Origin of the sequence: Plectonema cf. radiosum LEGE 06105, from assembly GCF_015207665.1 — a bacterium.
Classification (GTDB): Bacteria; Cyanobacteriota; Cyanobacteriia; order Cyanobacteriales; family Nostocaceae; genus Rivularia; species Rivularia radiosa_A.
In genome coordinates, this window is the sequence record NZ_JADEWL010000006.1 from 1 (window position 1) to 18,700 (window position 18,700).

An 18,700-nucleotide genomic window follows, 5' to 3' on the forward strand; every position below is an offset into this window, starting at 1 on the left:
GGGGGATGGGGGGATGGGGAGAATTTTTTTCTAGATTCTCATCTTGTCTCCTTGTCCCCTTGTCCCCTTGTCTCCCTACCCAAAACTCTTCAATTTGCGGTGTGGATAATTCTGCCCATAATCCTGTATCGGTACGCAGCAATAAAACTTCTTTACTCGCTGCGACAGCTTTACATTCTGTGGGATAATTGTTTAAATCACCGAACCAATCTCCTGCTTGTAAAGTGGCTAAAGGCTTACCAACTCCTTCTTGGCGCAGGCGGACTTTGCCAGAAACGATCAGAAATTGATAACCATCTTTATCTTGATACCAAATTTTCTCTCCTAAACGAAAATCAAGAATATCCGATCCGTCTTGCAACAAAGTTTTTTGTTCGTCACTCAACCAGCTTAAAGGTGGTTGATGCCAAGCCGGTGAATCTAAAACTGTTGCTTGATGAAATTGATCATCTGAAAGGGTTATTTTACTTGTAGTTTGACTGTCAGCTTTTGAATTTTCTCTGCTAGCCATTTCTCGAACAGTTCATTTTGTAGTGCTTGCTTGAGTTGAGTATCTTCTAATGATGCTGGTAAAAGTTGTTCTAAACGAAACAATCCATAGCGTTCTTCTAGCTGTATTGGTCCTAAAATATCTCCAGAACCAGCTACATCTACAGCAGCTCGCAGTTTATCCGGCATTGTTCCGCGACTGACTGGTCCCATCATACCGTTAACAATCTTGTCGTCAGCTAAGGAATATTCCCTCGCCAGCTGCTCAAAACTAGTTCCTTCTTCAATTTGGGTGTGCAACTCCTCAGCTAACTCCCGATTATCAACAATAATTCGAGAAAGTACTACTCTATCTAAAAAAATCTTTCTTTCAATAAAATATTCCCCTAACTTTGGATCTGCGATCGCGCTTTTCAGCTTTTCCAACTTAAATCCAAAAGCAACTGTGGCGTGAAATGTATCATAATCGGTACCGCTATTATTTAACCAATCCTGAAACTTTTGGGGGTCGCTAAGTTCATTTTTGAGTCGAAAATCAATAATTGCTTGTTCGGTTAAAGCTGGAGACAGTTCTATCTCAGTTCTAGCTTTAATTTCTTGTTCTATGACATCTTGGCGCAGAATATCCCTAATAAACTGACCTAATTTTCCACTAATTTGTAAGTGTTGTACTGCCTGCTGTACTGAAATTAATCGGTCATCAACAGTCAAAAACGATGAAGATTCCATAAAATGCTTACTTAGAAATTACCTTAAAAAATATACAGCAATAAAATTGAAGCAAATCCTATTCAACTGACACTTAATAAGGACAATGCTATTGTAATGCCAAGTTGCCTTGCAGTAATACTGCAACAAATCTTGATAAATATTATGTATAAATACTTATAGATTTATGAAATTTAAACAACTTGTATTTGAAAACACATTATATTCTAAATAATATTTGCTCGCATCCAGGCAAATAGCATCGCACTAGCAGCTCCTATCAAAGTGTTGAGAACATTAACTAATTCATTAGTCAGCCACTGCCATCGGGATTGCAATGTTGCTCCAATTACGCTTTCTAAATTAGTGGCGATAAATGCTGCTAATACGCACCATACAATACCCCACACATCAATCAAGCTCAGACTCCAGCCTAAAATTGCCAGCACTACGGAAGCGAAGATTCCCGCAACAGTTCCTTCAAGGCTAATAGCACCTTCAGTTCCTCGCGGTACTGGTTGTAAAGTTGTAATTAAAAAAGTCCGTTTACCATAGGCTTTACCCACTTCACTAGCACAAGTATCGGAAAGTTTGGTGCAGAAACTCGCAACATAACCCAACAGCAGCAAAGAACTTAAAATAGGCTGATTACTTCCCAAACCATCAATAATTCCTATGCCCAAAGCGCACAAAGCCGCAGTGAAAGCCGAACCCCAAACATTCTCCGGACCTCTAGCACCGGAACGTTTTTCGGCAATTCCTTCGGCTTCTTTCTGAGCCATTCCGATGCGGGTGACAGCCGAACCAACTATAAAGTAAACAACAACTATCCCATACCCAGACCAACCAAGGGTTCCCCAAATCAACACACCCAGTAACCAAGCATTAAATATTCCAGCAGTAGTCAGCAGTTTTTTTGGTAGCAGCCAAACTATACCTAAGAGTACGGTATTGAGTCCAACTGCTACGAGCCAACTGTTCGGAAAATTGTATAAAGACAGCATCAGTTATTTTTCACCAATGTTTTCGTCACATCACAAGTATTGCAATTAACCGTCCATAAGCCAATATGCACTCCCATAAATATTTAATACCAGTAATAACAGCAAAATTTTTACTAACTTTTAGATTAATAAGCATAAATTTTATCTTTTGCGAAAATTATTGATATTATTGATTACCTGTCCCCATGTTAACTACCCGATCAATTAACGAAGCATCTCTCTTACTCCCATATCATTTTTTTCAAAAGTAATATATTTTTCTATTTCAGTAAATTATTTATGGTTGCTTATTCCCAATAATTTTTATTTCAATTCGTACAGCAAATAGCTGTATTTAGGAAGATTAGTTTCCGATTATACCAATTACTTAAATCACAAGTCTTGGAGTAAGGGAGCATAAAATCACAAGGTAATATCCCAAATAATCAGGATAAGCCCTAAGGAAGCCTTGGAATTAAAAATGATTTTTCTTCGGTTGTAGCTTTTATTTACGGCAAGATGAACCTTGCTTGTTTTACCTACTTTTGATTTTTTAGGGATAACTAAAAATCAGTAACAAATAGCTTTAAACTAGAAAAACCATTTACCATAAAATCACCCGATAATTTTTATTATAAGGAGGAAAATTTGCATATTTTCTACAGATAAACAATTTTTCCAATTAAAATAAAATTGAAAACTTTGATGAAGATTAAGTAAATTTATTGTGGTGTTAAGGTTAAAGTAAGCACATAGTCTCTATTTTGACATTGAAAAAGACTATTTATAGATATTGAGTTAAAAAATACCGTTTTTTCGGATTTCAAAAGTATGTCAGAAAATGCACTGAGAGGATATTTGGATTCAGCAACACACTTAAGTATTAATACTAGTCCTCAATTTTTTACGGATACAGTTAGCAGTCTTGAAGCAAATGATTTATACAGCTTCAATCTTAAAGGACGTAGTAGTTTTGACTTGACTCTTGACGGTTTAAGTGCAGATGCAGACGTAAAGTTGATTCAAGATCGCAATGGCAATGGAAAATTTGAGAAAGATGAAATAATCGCTTATTCCAACAATGGAGGTAAATTAGCCGAATCCATTCGCACGAGTTTAGAGAAAGGTACTTACTATATTGAAGTTTATCCTTACGGTAATATTCAAACTGACTATCGTTTAAGTGTTTCAGCAGTACCCTTTGACAGCGCAGGAAATAGCATTGATCTTGCTCGCGAAGTTGTGATCGATTCTCAGACTAAAAGTATTAGCAATTGGGTGGGTAAATTAGACTCCAAGGACTATTACAAATTTCATCTTGATAATACCAGTGACTTGAACATAGTTTTGGATGGTTTGAGTGCTGATGCTGATTTACGCTTGCTATCAAGTCAAGGAAATATTCTTGCTCGCTCAGCGAATATAAGTAGTTTAAATGAAGCGATCGCCAAAACCTTAGCTGCGGGAAGTTACTATCTAGAAGTTAATTCCTACAATAATAGCGAGACTTACTACGACCTGCATTTATCAGCGTCTCTAGTGGAAATAATTCCCACGTCTGTAAATAATACAACAGTAGATACGGGAACAACAAGTGCATCATCTCCGATTCCTACTTCTGCTATCCCCCAAACTACCAATACCTTCCTAGGAACTTTAAGGGCTGATACCTTTACATACCAACCAGGTTCGAGTCGCACAGTGTTTTCCGGTAACGGTAACGTTGACTATGGTAGTGGAAAGCGGGATTTACTAGATTTATCCGAGTTTATTTCATCTTCGGTTGTCTTGAATTATGCTAATAGTCCCGATGGTGGTGTAGTTTATAATTCGGGGAACGGTAATCGAATATTTGATGCTCTAACTTTTGGTGATGGTAGCGAAATTTTATTTGAAGGTATTGAAACAATAAAATTTGCGGATACTACCATGGATTTATCAGTAACTCCTAATGATCCTTTGTTTAACCAACAGTGGAACCTGCATGGGATGGGGGTTCATAATGCATGGCGCTTTACAACTGGTTCCAATAATGTCATGATTGGTATCCAAGATACTGGCTTGGGAACTGATAGCAGTGGAAATATTCATCCAGATTTACGCGGTACTAATTTTATCGGTAATAACTACTTGGATGAATGGAGTAAATCGAGTGATTTTTCTCATGGAACTTTAGTACAAGGAACTATCGCTGCTGCAAGTAATAACGGAATTGGAGGGGCTGGTATTAACTGGAATTCAGACGTAATCAACATCGATGTTGTTGGTGATGATGCTCCCAATTACAACTTAGCTACTGCAACCCAAGCAATGATAGAGCAATCCAAGGCTCAAGGTAAGCGTTTGGTGGTTAATATCAGTTTGGCTGGTGGTTATTCCCCTGAATTTGAACAACTAATTGCAGACAACCAGAATACAGCTTTGTTTGTCATTGCTTCAGGTAATGCTAATACTAACAGTATTGCTAGTCCGGCAGATTTAGCCCAAAAATACGGTAATGTTGTAGCTGTCGGTTCTTCTTGGGGTACTACAGATTATTTCGGGAATGCAAAAACACCGGGTGAACGCATTTCCTATGAAAATTGGTGGGGTTCTAATTATGGTAATGGTTTAACTGTAACTGCTCCATCTGAGTTTATTAGTACCAGTGCAACTCGTAATGCTTCGGGTAACTTTGATTTTGGTTACAACCAGAACTTTAATGGAACTTCCGCTTCTACAGCTAACGTTTCCGGTGTTGCTTCATTATTATGGAGCGTTAATCCCAATCTAAGCGCCGCACAGATTAAGGCAATTATCTCCGAAACAGCTTATGATTTGGGCAATCAAGGTTATGACACTGTTTATGGCAACGGATTTATTAACGCCGATGCAGGAGTAAGAAGGGCTTTAGCGATTGCACGGGGTTTTGCTTAATTTAATCGAACAGATATAATTTTCATCATTGCATTCAGCGGCAGCAAGATTCAATTTTAGTCGTTGCTGAATAAAAATATCGGTGATGATTTCACATCATTGGAGACGTAGCACTGCTACGTTTCTACAAATATAAATAAAATCAATTAAATTAATTAAATTCAATAAATTCAATAAATTCAATAAATAATTAAATACTTAAAGAATTAAATAATCCCTTTTTTCCGGATTAATTGGTTTTTCCTTGAATATAGTAAATTTTTTACTTTGATACTTATTCTTTAATTAATTATTTAAAATATCATGTCTTAGATTTGCCTCTATCTACTTAAGTACTATGTTTTAATATTCAACTTAAATAATCAAAAATATTGTATTCTTTACTTAATAAAGTATTATTTCTTACAGGATGTATATTCATTCTCAAACTCTTATTTGTTTATAAAGCTTATCCATAAAGACTTTTAGCGATATACTTACTCAGGGTTGAAAAATTAGACTACTTTTAAATAACTTTATAAAATATCGCATCAATACTGAACTTATGGGAATTAACTTTGTGATTTGTACGTTTTATCTAGGTGAGATATGCCATTTTTTTATATTTAATTAATACGTAATTTTTCCCTAGCTGTTTTGGGAATGTAAGTAGCACTATAGAAGTTCCTCTCAAAAAGATAGGAAAGTTTACAAACTACTATAAAATCTTTACCTTGCTTGTTTGTATGCAAGGTGATGTTGACAAACTTTATTTACATAACAAAAAGCAGCCGTATATTATGCAAATAGATAATGGGGGAAACTTTCTCGGTTCTTCGACTCCTTTAGATACTAATCAAAAGTGGCAAGTTATCAAAGATAAAGTTGGCTTGGATAATACTGATGATTACTATAGCTTCAAATTAAGCAGTCGCAGTAGTTTTAACCTTGTATTGAGTAATTTATCTGATAATGCAGATGTTCGACTATTAAATGATCATGGTTCAGAAATTGCGAATTCATCTGGTAACGGTAATGTATCTGAAAAAATTAATCAAATTTTAGATTCAGGTAGTTATCATATTCATGTTCATCAGGTTGGTAATGTTGGTACTTCCTACAATTTGAGAGTGAGAAGCAACCATATACCACAAGCATTTCAATTTAATACAGAAGCGATTGCAGGTGGAGTACGTCTTACAGATACCAAAGTTTTTGATGCTGATGGTGTAAATGACTTACGAACAGTGGATTTTTGGCTGAAAAAACAGGGTGAAAGCTGGAAAAAATTTGGTAGTGTATCTGAATTTAGTGAGAATACTGATGGTTCAATTGGCTTTAATTACGATATCAATAATCTTGAACAAGGGAAATACCATATATGGGGTAGAGCTACGGATAAACTCGGTGCTAGAAGCAACGTTTGGACAGAATCTTTTAACGTTGAAAATATTGTCAATCTAGCTCCTCAAAATTTAGGCTTTGCAATCGATCAAATTACTGGAGGAATCAAACTGACTAACACCAAGGTATTTGATGCAAATGGTATAGATGACTTAGAAAGAATTGATTTTCAACTGAAGAAAGAGGGTGGTGAATGGACTGATATTAAAGACGCTCTCAACTTTTATCAAAATCAGGATGCTTCTATCGGTTTTAACTACAGTATTAGCGATTTAAAACAAGGTAATTATGAGCTAAAAGCCATCGCGTATGATAAAGCCGGTGCTTCTGGAGATGCATTAACAACTTACTTTAAAGTTGCGAATGTAGCACCTTCTAACTTTGAGTTTGACATTCAAACAATTGAGGGTGGTGTGCGCGTTATCAATGGTAAAGTATTTGATGCTAACGGTATAGATGACTTGAGCAGAGTTGATTTTTGGTTACAAAAACAGGGTGGAAATTGGCAAAATATCGCTGATGCGGTGGAATTCCGCAGTAATGAAGATGGTTCCTTCGGCTTTGATTACAGTATTGATTCCCTCGAAGGTGGTGACTACTTATTATGGGCAAGAACCCGCGATAAGATAGATGATTATAGTAATATCTGGCAAAAGTCTTTCCAAGTTGTAGATACTGTTCCCCAACAAGACTGGTTTGATCAGAATATTCAAGATACAAACATCCGTGAATTAAGCAGGTCGTTATTTTCAGATAATATTATAGACCGCAATGAGGCGATCGCGATTATCCGAAATGCAAAAGATGACGGTGTGGTTGATTCAACGGAATTAAATGATTTACGTACCATAATTAATAACGCTTCTTACTTGGGAATGTCAGACTATGTAAGAGTTTTATCAAATAAAGTAGTTAACGGTGATGTTGCGAATAAATCGGGGAATTTACAAGCTGGAAGTAGCGATGTGCAATTAGACAAGCTGATCAACAAGTGGTTTTTAGGAAGTGAACGTCCGATAACAACTCACACTTATCAATATGCACAAGGTTCTTTATTTCAAAATGGTATCAGTCATGATGATATCAAGCAAGGTTATATCAATGACTGTTTTTTCCTAGCTGGTTTAGGTGCAACTGCCGTACAATCTCCAGAAATTATCCAAAATATGTTTATTGATAATGGAGATGGTACTTTTACGGTTCGTTTTTATAATAAAGGAGTTGCCGATTATGTAACGGTAGACAGATATTTACCAACCAATAATATCGGTAATTTTGTATATGCTAATGCAGGTGATTATCACGGAAATAGTAATAATGAATTATGGGTTGCATTAGCAGAAAAAGCTTATGCTCAACTAAATGAATCTGGATGGATTAATCAAGATAATACCAATTCATATAATGGTATTGGAAATGCTGGATATTTGAGTGATGCATTCGCGCATATTACTGGAGAAAAATCTGCTTTGGGTAGAATACTCAATTTTAATACGGTTATTGATGCTTTTAGTTCCGGTGAAGTTGTGGGATTTGGTTCAAAATCTAGTGGAGTAGAATCAAATATTGTCACTTCCCATGCTTACGCCTTAATCGATTATAATGCTACAACTCAAAAGTTTACTTTATTAAATCCTTGGAGTACTGATAATACTGCTTTAAAATCTCGCACTTTAGAATTAAGTTGGAATGAAATTAGCAACAACTTTAGTTATTGGGATTCTACAATTAAAAATGTAGTTTCTACGTAAATTGTCAATATAAGTCGGGTTTTTAGATAAATATCGGTACTCATAGAAAATCTTCATAAAAACCCGACTTCTTGAAAACAATTGATAAATAGAAGTCGGGTTTTTATTTACAAAAACCCGACTTCTGGAAATAAAAAGTTTAAAATACACATTTTGATAATTAAGAAATGTCTGATTTGAGAATTAATCTATTAATAAAATTAGATTTATATTCATAAAAATATCAAAAACAATCTTACTGTTAAATTACTAGCAATTTACAATTAAATTTCATAGTACTTATGGTTAATCCGAATATTTTTGCAACTTAAAATTTGAATTAATTTCAGAATTTTCACTATTAATGGTGTCATCAAAATAAAGATTAATTTATTTAAGGTATAACTTTATGCAACCTAACTTGAATGATAGTAATTTATTCCCTGAAACAACACAAAATAACACAGCATTTATCACAACAGATGAATTAAATTTCCAGATTGAACAAAATAATCTTAACCTTCTGAGTCGTAGCAGTTTTGAATCTTCTACAGATGATTCAATTGTTAAAAACTCTGAAGAAACTGTAATACCATATATAGATAACAATATTCAATTAAATTCCCAACAAAATATTTATACTTCCAGCAGTCAAGGATACAACTCTGAAAATGGTTATGGTTTAGCAAATGCAGCAGCAGCAGTAGCTAAAATCATTGGAGAAGACACATTTGCGAATGTTCCTGAGCAAGGAGGTAAAAATTGGGGAGCCGATGCTGTCAAAGCACCGTCTGTATGGGAAAAAGGATATACAGGGCAAGGTGTGGTAGTTGCGGTATTAGATACTGGTGTCGATCGCAATCATGATGATTTAAAACAGAATATTTGGACAAATCAGGGTGAAATTCCCAACAACGGTAAAGATGATGATGGTAACGGTTATGTAGATGATGTCTACGGTTGGAACTTTGATGGAAAGAATAATAACACCATAGATGTAGATGGACATGGTACCCACGTTTCTGGTACTATTGCGGGGACAAAAAATGATTTTGGTGTAACTGGTATTGCTTACGATGCTCAAATAATGCCAGTAAAAGTTTTAGATGATTTTGGTTCTGGTTCTACTACTGCGGTGGCTAATGGTATTTACTATGCTGCCGATAATGGAGCCGATGTCATTAACCTTTCATTGGGTGGTTCTTTTCCTAGCTTTAGTATAGAAAGAGCTGTAGAGTATGCTAACAGTAAAGGAGTAATCGTAGTCATGGCAGCGGGAAACAGTAGCGGTGAAACACCACTTTATCCGGCTCGTTATGCAGACAAATATGGAATTGCTGTAGGAGCTATAGATAAAGATAAAAATATGGCTCGATTTTCTAACCGTGCAGGAACCGATGCTTTAACATATCTTACCGCTCCCGGAGTCGATATTTACTCTACACTTCCAAATAACAGGTATGATTCCTATAGTGGTACATCTATGGCAACTCCTCATATTGCAGGAGTAGTAGCTTTAATGTTAAGTGCTAATCCTAACTTGAATAGTAACTTGATACGTCAAACTCTCGAAGAAACAGCTAGTAATAATATCCAAACTATCAGTTTAAAATTCGATTCTAGTGACTTAATTCAAGGTAGTAGTTTTACATCTAATTTTGATGCTGGATATCCAAACAAAAGTTTTAGTACAAGCCTTGATTTTGGCAATACTGAAACTTTTAATTTATCCCCCAATCAAAATATTAACAAGTCTGTAAATCTCTCCTTTGAATCACAGTTGATTAATTATCAACATAATAGTTTAGGAAATAAAAATAACCCTATCTTCAACAAAGATTTTGAAAGTATGCTCGAAGAACCTGATTTTTTATTTTAGGGAGTAGTATAGAGCTAGAAATTGGTTTTTGTAAAAGTTACTCGACTTCTGTACTGTGAGTAATATCAAGCCTGGATGATTACTCCTTTTCTCCTGAAAGATTACCGAAAAAAAAACCGCAGAGACGCAGAGAACACAGAGGAAAGAGATCAAAAGAGAACGCTAATTTTAGGGCAGGAAGGGAGTAGTTATTATTCCCTGTTTTTCCCAACCCTTTACTATCATTAAAAAAATCAAGCGCATCCTCATTAAGGAATAATTTAAACTTCATACCAACAGAGTGACAAAGAAAACAAGCTTTTATTGTGGTAATCAGCTACGCTAAAAAATAACTATTACATTATCAAAAAACTTTCTCCAAAAACACAGTACATGAATCTACGCTTAGTTGAGGTTTATTTACCACAAGAAAAGAGTCAACGATTAGAGGAATTAATCGCAGAATATTCTTCTTTAGGAGTTTGGCAAAAAAAACTAGAAAATAATCAACTGGAGTTTAAAATATTGCTTTCTTCAGGGGAAGTAGAACCACTAATTGATTGTTTAGTTGGACAGTTCAAGGATATACAAGACTTTCGATTGCTTCTATTACCAGTAGAAGCTTCCTTACCTCGACTAGAATCATCGGAAAATTCAGTTGGTTTACCATCCGCGCCAACTCGAATTAATCGCGAAGAAATTTACACCAATGTAGCCTCAAGCGTTCATTTTTCCTGGACACAGATTTCATTATTATTATTATCTTCTAGTATTGCTGCTGTGGGTTTGGTACGCGGTAGTGAAGCAGTAATAATTGGTGCAATGGTACTAGCACCATTACTTAAACCTAATATGGCATTAGCAGTAGCTACTATTTTAGGAGATTTTACTTTAGCTGTACGAACTATCAGAGTTGGTGTAATTGGAATTATCATCCCGATTATTTTTTCAATTTTAATCGGCTTACTCTCTCCTATTAGTCCAGACTTACCAGAAATAGCTATCCGAACCAAATTAACTTTAGCTGATATCGTCGTTGCTCTTGCTTCCGGTGCTGCTGCGGCGATTTCCTTAACCGCTGGTGAAATCAGTTCCATCGTCGGAGTCATGGTTTCAGTTGCCTTATTACCACCTTTGGTAACTTGGGGAATGTTGATGGGCTCCGCAGAATGGCAACCCGCAATCGGAGCAATGTTATTATTAATTGCCAATATTGCCAGTTTAAACTTAGCGGCGATCGCCACTCTCTTACTTCAAGATTTACGCCCCACGGGTTGGTGGCAAAACATCAAGGCCAAAAAGTTAATCAAAATAGCAACTGGAGCTTGGATAATGCTTTTAGCTGGTTTAATCGGGGTAATTTTTGTTTTGAAGTATAAAGGTGGTTAGTTGTTAGTTGACAGTTGACAGTTGACAGTTGACCTTTAACCTTAGACCTTAGACCTTAGACCTTTGACAATTATCTTACAGAAAATGCTTCGCTAAACCGTCGCGTCACAGGCTCAACCAAAAATGTCAAAATCGACTTTTTACGAGTTACAATATCAGCATTTGCAACCATTCCAGGCGTAAATATTACTTCTTTGTCACGCAATACAACTGATTTTTTATTTAGCTTAATTGTCGTGGGAAATATCAATCCTAATTTCTCATCTACTATCGCATTAGGACTAACACGTACTACTTCACCAGGAATGGTACCAAATTCTTGAAAAGGAAAAGTTGCCATTTTGACTTTTGCTTTCATTCCTTGCCGAATAAAACCAATATCGCGGTTGAGAACTTTGACTTCTAATAATAATTCTTCTCCTTGAGGTAAAATTGAGAGTAACTGTTCTCCTGCTTGTACAGGACCTTTACTTGCTTTGACATCGTAAACTATCCCCTTTACTGGAGACTTGATAGTTTCTAATTGTTGCTGTTTTTTCGCTTGCTCTAATTGACCGACAATGTTGCTCAATTCTTCTTTACGCTGGTTAATTTGAGTCAAAATTTCACTTTGACGTTCCGAAGCTAAACGTTGTGCTTGACTACTAGCTGCTTCAAATGCTGCTTGTGCTTGGCTAATTTCTTGCTGTTGAGCAGCTATATCTTTGTCTAAAGATGTAACTCTGTCTTGGGCTTCAGTTATTTTATTATCAGCGTTGACTATTTGGTCTTCAGCTCTGGTTATTTCAGCACTAGCACGGTTAAGTCTATCCTGTGCATCTAAGTAATCGAGTCGCGGTATAGCACCTTCAGTAGTTAGTCCCCGTAAACTTTTCTCTCTCGTTTTCGCTAATGTTACACCACTTCCAACTTGCTTACGAAGTTCTTGAGCATTTTTCAAATTTGTTTTAGCATTAATTAAATTGGTTTTAGCGTTAGCAAAATTTTCTTGCAAACGAGTAAAACGTACCTTTGCTTGTTCTACAAGGGCTGCTTGACGATTTGCTTCCGCTTCCGCACTAGCTTGACGTGCTTGATAATCTTGCAAGCGAGACAGCAACAATTCATCTTGTAACTTATTCCCCGCTGTTTTAACACCAGTACGCTCCGCATCCAAACGGCGTAAATCTTCTCGAATCAAGCTAGCATTTTTCGCTAAACGAGCAACATCCGCTTGCTGCAAATCTGGGTCACGTTGAATTAAAACTTCACCTCTTTCTACTTTATCACCTTCCTTGACATTCACTTCGACAATTGACCCATTACCCAAGGATGTTACAGGCCTAACTTGTGTAGAAGCAATGATTTTTCCTGACGCACTCGCGACTTCTTCTACTTTCGAGAAATAAGCCCAGGTAATTGAACCAAAAATAATTGCGCTGATGGTTCCTGCTAACAATCTAGTATAAAGCGGTGGCAGTTCCTGTACGGCTTTACCCAATTCATAAGATAATTGTTCATCTGGTTGAGCAAATTCTTGTTTGGTTCTACGTGCTTGAGATGGATTTGCAACTAAGGAATACTTCATAAAAAGTTAAAGGTTAAAGGTTAAAGGTTAAAGGTTAAAGGTTAGAGGTTAAAGGTTAAAGGTCAAAAGTTTAAGGTGTAGTGTAATAACAACCATCAACTAACTACTAACAACCATCAACTATCAACTAAACTCCTAAATAACGTCTTAAAAAACTTTCTAGGGTTTCTAATTCAAAACCGAAAATTTCTTCTAAGTTTTTAACTTCTTCTGTTGTACAGAAAAATTCATTGGCTAGTAAAGTGCGAAAAGTACCTAATTCTGCTTGTGTTTTAGAATTAACTAAACCTAATCCACTCCGCAATCCATCAATTAAAAATAATGGTGCGTTAACTATTACTGGTTCTTTATTAAAAATACGACCGAGAATATGCGGTATATCTTCTCTGTATAAAACCTCTGGGCCTCCCACAGGTAAAATTTTATTGCGAGCGCTTGACAGAATGACACAATCAACTACCATTTTTGCTAAATCATCTGTACTGACTATAGAAGTGCGGTTTTTAGGATCACCGATAAGTAAATAAAACCCGGTTTCGCGAAATCTTTCAGCTAAGCTCAGTAAATTAGACGCTAATCCAGCAGGTCGTAAAATTGTATAGTTTAAACCGCTGTTTTGTAGATATTGTTCTACAGCAAGTTTTGCTTTAAAAGTCGGAGCATCTTCATACCCTCGATCTACACCCAATACGGAAATAAAGACAAAGTGTTGAACTCCATTCGCTTTTGCTTGGTCAATTAACTCTATATTGGCGCGATAATCCAAGGATAGCGCATCACCATCTGAACCGTGAGCGCTAACAATATAATCAACTCCTTGACAAGCTTTACGAATGTCTTTTTCTTCCCTTAAGTCACCGATAAAAATATCGGCACCTCGATGTTGTAATTCACTATAACGCGAGGTGAGACGGACAAAAGCTTTGACTAGCATCTCTCGTTCCCGCAGCAGTCGTACCACTCTGGTACCAATATCGCCGGTTGCACCTGTTACTAAAAACATCATTGCTAATGGGTAATGGGGAATGGGTAATTGGGGATTGGAAATTGGAAGTTACTAACTCTTAACTCTTAACTCCTAACTCTGGTCATCCCGAAGGTCTTCTAAAATTCCACAATAACAGGAGCATGGTCACTTGGTTGAGTTAATTTTCTGGGTTCGATGTCAATGATGCAGCTTTTTGCGCGATCGCACAAATCGGGTGTGAGATAATGATGGTCGATCCGCCAGCCTCGGTTACGAGGAAATCCCGCTGCGCGATAGTCCCACCAACTGTAATGTCCGCCTTCTAAGGTAAATTTACGAAAAGCATCGGCAAATCCCAAGGTTAAAATATCTCGTAAAGCTTGCCGTTCCGCCTCAGATGACATGATATGATTTTTGGGGTCGGCTTTTTCGTGAATATCTTTATCTTCTAAAGCAATATTGAAGTCTCCGCACATACATATATCGTCGGTCGATTCTTGCTGTTTTTGCAAATAATCCCCTAATATTTTCAACCATTGCAATTTATATTCATATTTTTCGCTACCTATTTCAGAACCGTTAGGTACGTAAAGATTGATAATTCTAATATCACCAATTACACCGGAAATTACTCGTTTTTGCTCGTCCCATTTGGAATCGATATTGTCTAAGACTGAAGTAAAACCAAAGGCAACATCTTTTAAAGGTTGACGACTGATTATTGCTACACCGTTGTATGATTTTTGTCCATAAGTATAGAGATAATACCCTAATTCTTGAAAAGGTTCTTGGGGAAATTGTTCATCTACAACTTTAGTTTCTTGTAAACAAAGCACATCAACAGCACTTTCCTTCAACCAATTAATAACCTGTTCCAAACGAGTTCTAATTGAGTTGACATTCCAAGTCGCGATTTTCATGATTTCCCTTCCGATTCTTGATCATTCTGGACACAATTCCAGCATATTCGATTACACATCATCAAGATGGCAAAAGCAAAACCTTGATTGCCTAAACACAAACAGGACTCTCTTTGCTTCTCCTAAAAAACTCCGAAAAACTCCGAAAAATCCGAAATAAATTCATGAAAAGTAAAGTGGTTCAAAAAACTGTATTTTAGTATACTAAAAAAAGTATTTTCTATGATTCCCAGGATAGATGTTCAATATTACAAACAAGCTGTAATTTGTAAATGTAGTTGCTTAATAGTTATTAATTGTTGACAATCTGAGATAATTTGAAAGATTAGTCAAAATTTGATTAACCAAAAATAGACTTATTGCAAGTCAGCATGGTTAATTGATTTTGCTATGGGTGAATGTTTTTTTCTCTACCCAGTGAAAATCTGAGTCCTGCTTAACAGTGAACAAATAATCTATTGATATGGTTCCGATCTGTTCTCATACCATAGACCGTCACAACTGTCAATTGATAACTGATTTAACATGGACTTTTTTAGTTGTACAAACACAAATAATTTATGAGAATCGCTCAAGTAGCCCCTTTAAGGGAACGAGTTCCGCCTCCTTCTTATGGAGGAATAGAGTTGGTAGTTGCTCACTTAACCGATGAATTAGTTCGTCGGGGTCATGAAGTAACATTGTTTGCTTCAGGTGATTCGCTAACTCTTGCTAAGTTGGAAGCCGTTTGCGATCGCGCTTTGCGTTTAGACCCTAACGTTTCAAACTATGATGCTTATGAACTGCTCGAAATCAGCCAGGTTTACCAACGAGCGGCGGAATTTGATTTAATTCATTCCCATAATGGCGTTTTGACTTTGGCTTCAGCGGGATTGGTGACAACACCTACTGTACATACTTTGCACCATAGCTTTAATCAAGATACGGCAAAGATATACACCCACCACTACAAGCAACCATACGTTAGTATCAGTGATTCCCAACGGCAGGTAGACCTGAACTATGTAGGAACTGTTTATAACGGCATTGATGAAAAGAATTATCCATTCATTGCTGAACCCGAAAATCCACCGTACTTAGCATTTTTAGGGAGATTTTCTCCAGAAAAAGGACCACATCATGCTATTTCCATAGCCAAACAAACAGGTTGGCATTTGAGAATGGCAGGAAAAGTTGATGAGGTTGATCGTAAATTTTTCGAGCAAGAAATTGCTCCTCATATTGATGGTAAACAAATTCAATTTTTCGGCGAAGTGACTCACAAGGAGAAAGCCGAACTTCTAGGGAATGCTGCGATCACTTTATTCCCGATTACTTGGCAAGAACCTTTCGGCTTGGTGATGATTGAGTCAATGGTTACAGGTACACCAGTGATTGCGACTAATTTGGGTTCGGTACCAGAAGTTGTAAGTCATGGTGTAAGTGGTTTTGTTTGTCAAAGCTATGAAGAAATAGCAGCAATGATTCCCAAAGCTTTGGAACTCAGCCGTCATGGTTGTCGCAAGTATGTAGAAGATAGATTTACCGTGAGCAAAATGGTTGATGGATACGAAGCGGTTTACAGAAAAATCCTTGAAAATCGCCTTCAGAAAAACGGTTTTATTCACTCTACAAAAATCACATACTAATCCAACAACAACTTTTTTCACACAGGCAACGCTAAAACCAAGTCTACTGTTGCTTTGCAAGTTGTGAAATTTTAGTCTCTAATCAAACAAGACTAATTTGTTTTTTTTAAAGTTCCCAACTCCACCTGATAAAAATCGGTGGAGTTTTAAAATTTTCCATGAAAAAAAAATACTGTGAAGACAGTGCGTTAATTAATTGAAAAAAAGGGGAATTCTATATATAGAAACTTTCAAAACTGAAAAATGCTAAAAAAATCTCTATTACAAGTTTTAATTTTACCCTTAGCATTCTTGATATCTAATAATAGTGCGGCTACGGCTTTACCTGGACAAGCTACAGAAGAAGTAGAAACTTGGATTAAAGCACATCCGACATTAAGCCCTCGGAGTGGGGAGCGCTTTTTGGTGACGAAAACTGATACCGCAGCTCAAAGATTCAGTTTTCAAGCGATGGTGTCAGCACCTGGTAGAGTCACATTTACCAAAAACCGTAGCCAAATTCGTACCGAACGCATATCTATGTATGATGCAATTAATGGTATGAGTTTGGATAAATTGAAAGAGTCTTTGCGAATAATTTACGGTTTAGATATTTATCAAGATTATAAAGGCGCTCAAATTATTTACGAGTATCCCAACCAAAGCGCAATTAATGCAGCACGTTTTGCTAAAACTCCCATCAGAGAAGGTACAATCGGAGAATTACGTGTTGGCGATCGCTATGCTTATTGGGTAGAAGTGGCACAAGGTAAAAACGGTAAAGCTTATACTGGTCAGATGACGGTTTTTCTTAAATCTGATTTGGATAAGTTGGAAGAAGAATTACGAAATCGTTAGAAGTTAGTTGATGGTTGTTAATTTATGGTTGTTGGTTGATAACTACTATCCACCAACCACTATTTATTGATGCACGTTATGCCATTCACCACAAAGAATACTTTCGGTTGCGTTTGCGATTCTTAACAAATCTTCTTTTAGCATTGGGGGCCAATCTACACCAGCTTTCAGCCCCGCTGCAAATAATTGTTGAGCTTTTATAGCTAATAAATATAAAGCGTAAGCGAGTTCTTTTTCGATGGTAGTATTATGTTTTAATGCTTCAAAGACTACTTTTAATGCAAGCAAAATTGAAGTAATTTGACCGGGTATGGGCGCTTTTCCTTGTCGCATTCGTGTTAGTAATGCATCTGAGTTGTTTTCGCTTGCTATAGTTTGGTTTAAAAGAAATTGATGAGCTGTTTCGTAGTTCATTACTAAGCGCGTATGGTAGATATTCAATGGCAACAAACCAACACTATAGCAAAGTAAACGTGTAGGAGTTAGGAGTTAGGAGTTAGGAATGGACTTTGGCTATAAGAGAGGGACTTTCAGTCCCTGAGTGAGTGATTTTAAATACACCAGTTTCAGGCTACCAATCCAGAACGTAATGCTCTTACAGCTGCTTGAGTACGGTCATCAGCGCAAAGTTTGTTAAGAATATTGCGAACATGAGTTTTAACGGTACCAACTGTGATATATAGTTGCTCAGCAATTTCTCCGTTGCTATGTCCGGCTACTATTAATTCTAAAATTTCTAATTCTCTTTGAGTTAAAGGGTAAGTTTCTAAAACTTGCTCGTATTCATAAGAAAGCGCTTCAATTTTTACTGTTTTCGCTTGTAACGAGGTTTTATTGTCGAAGGTTTCCTGTCTTATCTGATGTAATACTATATTCGCGATCGCAGGGTCTATCCAAGAGTTACCGTAATGAGTTGCGTAAATTGCTTCTGTCAGTTTATCAATACTTGTATCTTTCATGTAATAGGAATCTGCTCCTGCTGCAAAAGCCGCAAGTACGGTATCGTTCGTGTGGTTCATTGTCAAAACCAAAATTCTTGTAGAAGTATCTCCCCTACTATTTTGAGATTCTCTAAATTTACGGGTAAGTTCAATCCCATCGATATCGGGTAAACCAATATCTACAAGTGCTACATCTGGCTTCATCGTTTCTAGCATTTTCAGCCCTTTAGTTGCGTTAGCTGCTTCTCCTATTACTTGCAGTTCGCTATTTGTCTGCAATGCAGCTTTTATTCCCATTCTAGTTAAATCATGGTCTTCAATTAACACAATACTGATTTCACTCATTGCTACACTCATATGATTTTTATTTAATATATTTAGGAA

14 protein-coding genes are annotated in these 18,700 nt (G+C 36.6%); 6 read left to right on the top strand and 8 right to left on the bottom strand.

Going from position 1 to position 18,700, the window contains the following annotated elements:
• The 3 genes from IQ247_RS02830 to IQ247_RS02840 all read right to left on the bottom strand — a co-directional run.
• A partial coding sequence (locus IQ247_RS02830; RefSeq protein ID WP_322745402.1) for a cyclic nucleotide-binding domain-containing protein occupies positions 1-511 on the bottom strand: 511 nt, incomplete at its 3' end.
• The gene (locus IQ247_RS02835; protein WP_193916842.1) at positions 460-1,218 is read right to left on the bottom strand and encodes a peptidylprolyl isomerase; all 759 of its coding nucleotides are present in this window, start codon (positions 1,216-1,218) and stop codon (positions 460-462) included. The genes IQ247_RS02835 and IQ247_RS02830, both read right to left, overlap by 52 nt.
• Before the next feature lie 206 nt (positions 1,219-1,424).
• Positions 1,425-2,201: a TIGR00297 family protein gene (locus IQ247_RS02840; RefSeq protein WP_193916844.1), complete on the bottom strand. Its 777-nt coding sequence runs from the start codon at positions 2,199-2,201 to the stop codon at positions 1,425-1,427.
• A gap of 810 nt (positions 2,202-3,011) precedes the next feature.
• Here IQ247_RS02840 and IQ247_RS02845 point away from each other — a divergent pair.
• The 4 genes from IQ247_RS02845 (at position 3,012) to IQ247_RS02860 (ending at position 11,456) form a co-directional block, all read left to right on the top strand.
• On the top strand, positions 3,012-5,096 hold the full coding sequence (locus IQ247_RS02845) for a S8 family serine peptidase (RefSeq protein ID WP_193916846.1): 2,085 nt from the start codon (positions 3,012-3,014) through the stop codon (positions 5,094-5,096).
• A gap of 779 nt (positions 5,097-5,875) precedes the next feature.
• Complete coding sequence (locus IQ247_RS02850) at positions 5,876-8,230, top strand: C2 family cysteine protease (RefSeq protein WP_193916848.1); 2,355 nt, start codon at positions 5,876-5,878, stop codon at positions 8,228-8,230.
• A 388-nt stretch (positions 8,231-8,618) separates the two neighbouring features.
• A complete protein-coding gene (locus IQ247_RS02855; protein WP_193916851.1) occupies positions 8,619-10,088 on the top strand; it encodes a S8 family peptidase in 1,470 nt (489 codons plus the stop codon).
• A 372-nt stretch (positions 10,089-10,460) separates the two neighbouring features.
• Positions 10,461-11,456 (top strand): TIGR00341 family protein, encoded by a 996-nt coding sequence (locus IQ247_RS02860; RefSeq protein WP_193916853.1) that lies wholly within the window; start codon positions 10,461-10,463, stop codon positions 11,454-11,456.
• A gap of 70 nt (positions 11,457-11,526) precedes the next feature.
• On the opposite strand, the gene IQ247_RS02865 is transcribed toward IQ247_RS02860, so the two are convergent.
• The 3 genes from IQ247_RS02865 to xth all read right to left on the bottom strand — a co-directional run bounded on the left by IQ247_RS02865 (position 11,527) and on the right by xth (position 14,910).
• Positions 11,527-13,023, bottom strand: a complete 1,497-nt coding sequence (locus IQ247_RS02865) for a beta-barrel domain-containing protein (protein ID WP_193916855.1) — start codon at positions 13,021-13,023, stop codon at positions 11,527-11,529.
• A gap of 127 nt (positions 13,024-13,150) precedes the next feature.
• Positions 13,151-14,026, bottom strand: coding sequence for an SDR family oxidoreductase (locus IQ247_RS02870; RefSeq protein WP_193917020.1), 876 nt, complete (start codon positions 14,024-14,026; stop codon positions 13,151-13,153).
• A 101-nt stretch (positions 14,027-14,127) separates the two neighbouring features.
• Entirely contained in the window at positions 14,128-14,910 is a 783-nt protein-coding gene (gene xth, locus IQ247_RS02875) for an exodeoxyribonuclease III (RefSeq protein WP_193916857.1), read from the bottom strand.
• A 560-nt stretch (positions 14,911-15,470) separates the two neighbouring features.
• On the opposite strand from xth, the gene IQ247_RS02880 reads away from it, so the two are divergent.
• Both IQ247_RS02880 and IQ247_RS02885 read left to right on the top strand, forming a co-directional pair.
• Positions 15,471-16,538, top strand: coding sequence for a glycosyltransferase family 4 protein (locus tag IQ247_RS02880; protein ID WP_193916859.1), 1,068 nt, complete (start codon positions 15,471-15,473; stop codon positions 16,536-16,538).
• Positions 16,539-16,781: 243 nt separating this feature from the next.
• Positions 16,782-17,375 (top strand): hypothetical protein, encoded by a 594-nt coding sequence (locus IQ247_RS02885; protein ID WP_193916861.1) that lies wholly within the window; start codon positions 16,782-16,784, stop codon positions 17,373-17,375.
• Between the two features lie 63 nt (positions 17,376-17,438).
• On the opposite strand, the gene IQ247_RS02890 is transcribed toward IQ247_RS02885, so the two are convergent.
• Both IQ247_RS02890 and IQ247_RS02895 read right to left on the bottom strand, forming a co-directional pair.
• The gene (locus tag IQ247_RS02890; RefSeq protein ID WP_193916863.1) at positions 17,439-17,789 is read right to left on the bottom strand and encodes a Dethiobiotin synthetase; all 351 of its coding nucleotides are present in this window, start codon (positions 17,787-17,789) and stop codon (positions 17,439-17,441) included.
• Positions 17,790-17,941: 152 nt separating this feature from the next.
• Positions 17,942-18,661, bottom strand: coding sequence for a response regulator (locus tag IQ247_RS02895; RefSeq protein WP_193917022.1), 720 nt, complete (start codon positions 18,659-18,661; stop codon positions 17,942-17,944).
• Positions 18,662-18,700: the final 39 nt, after the last annotated feature.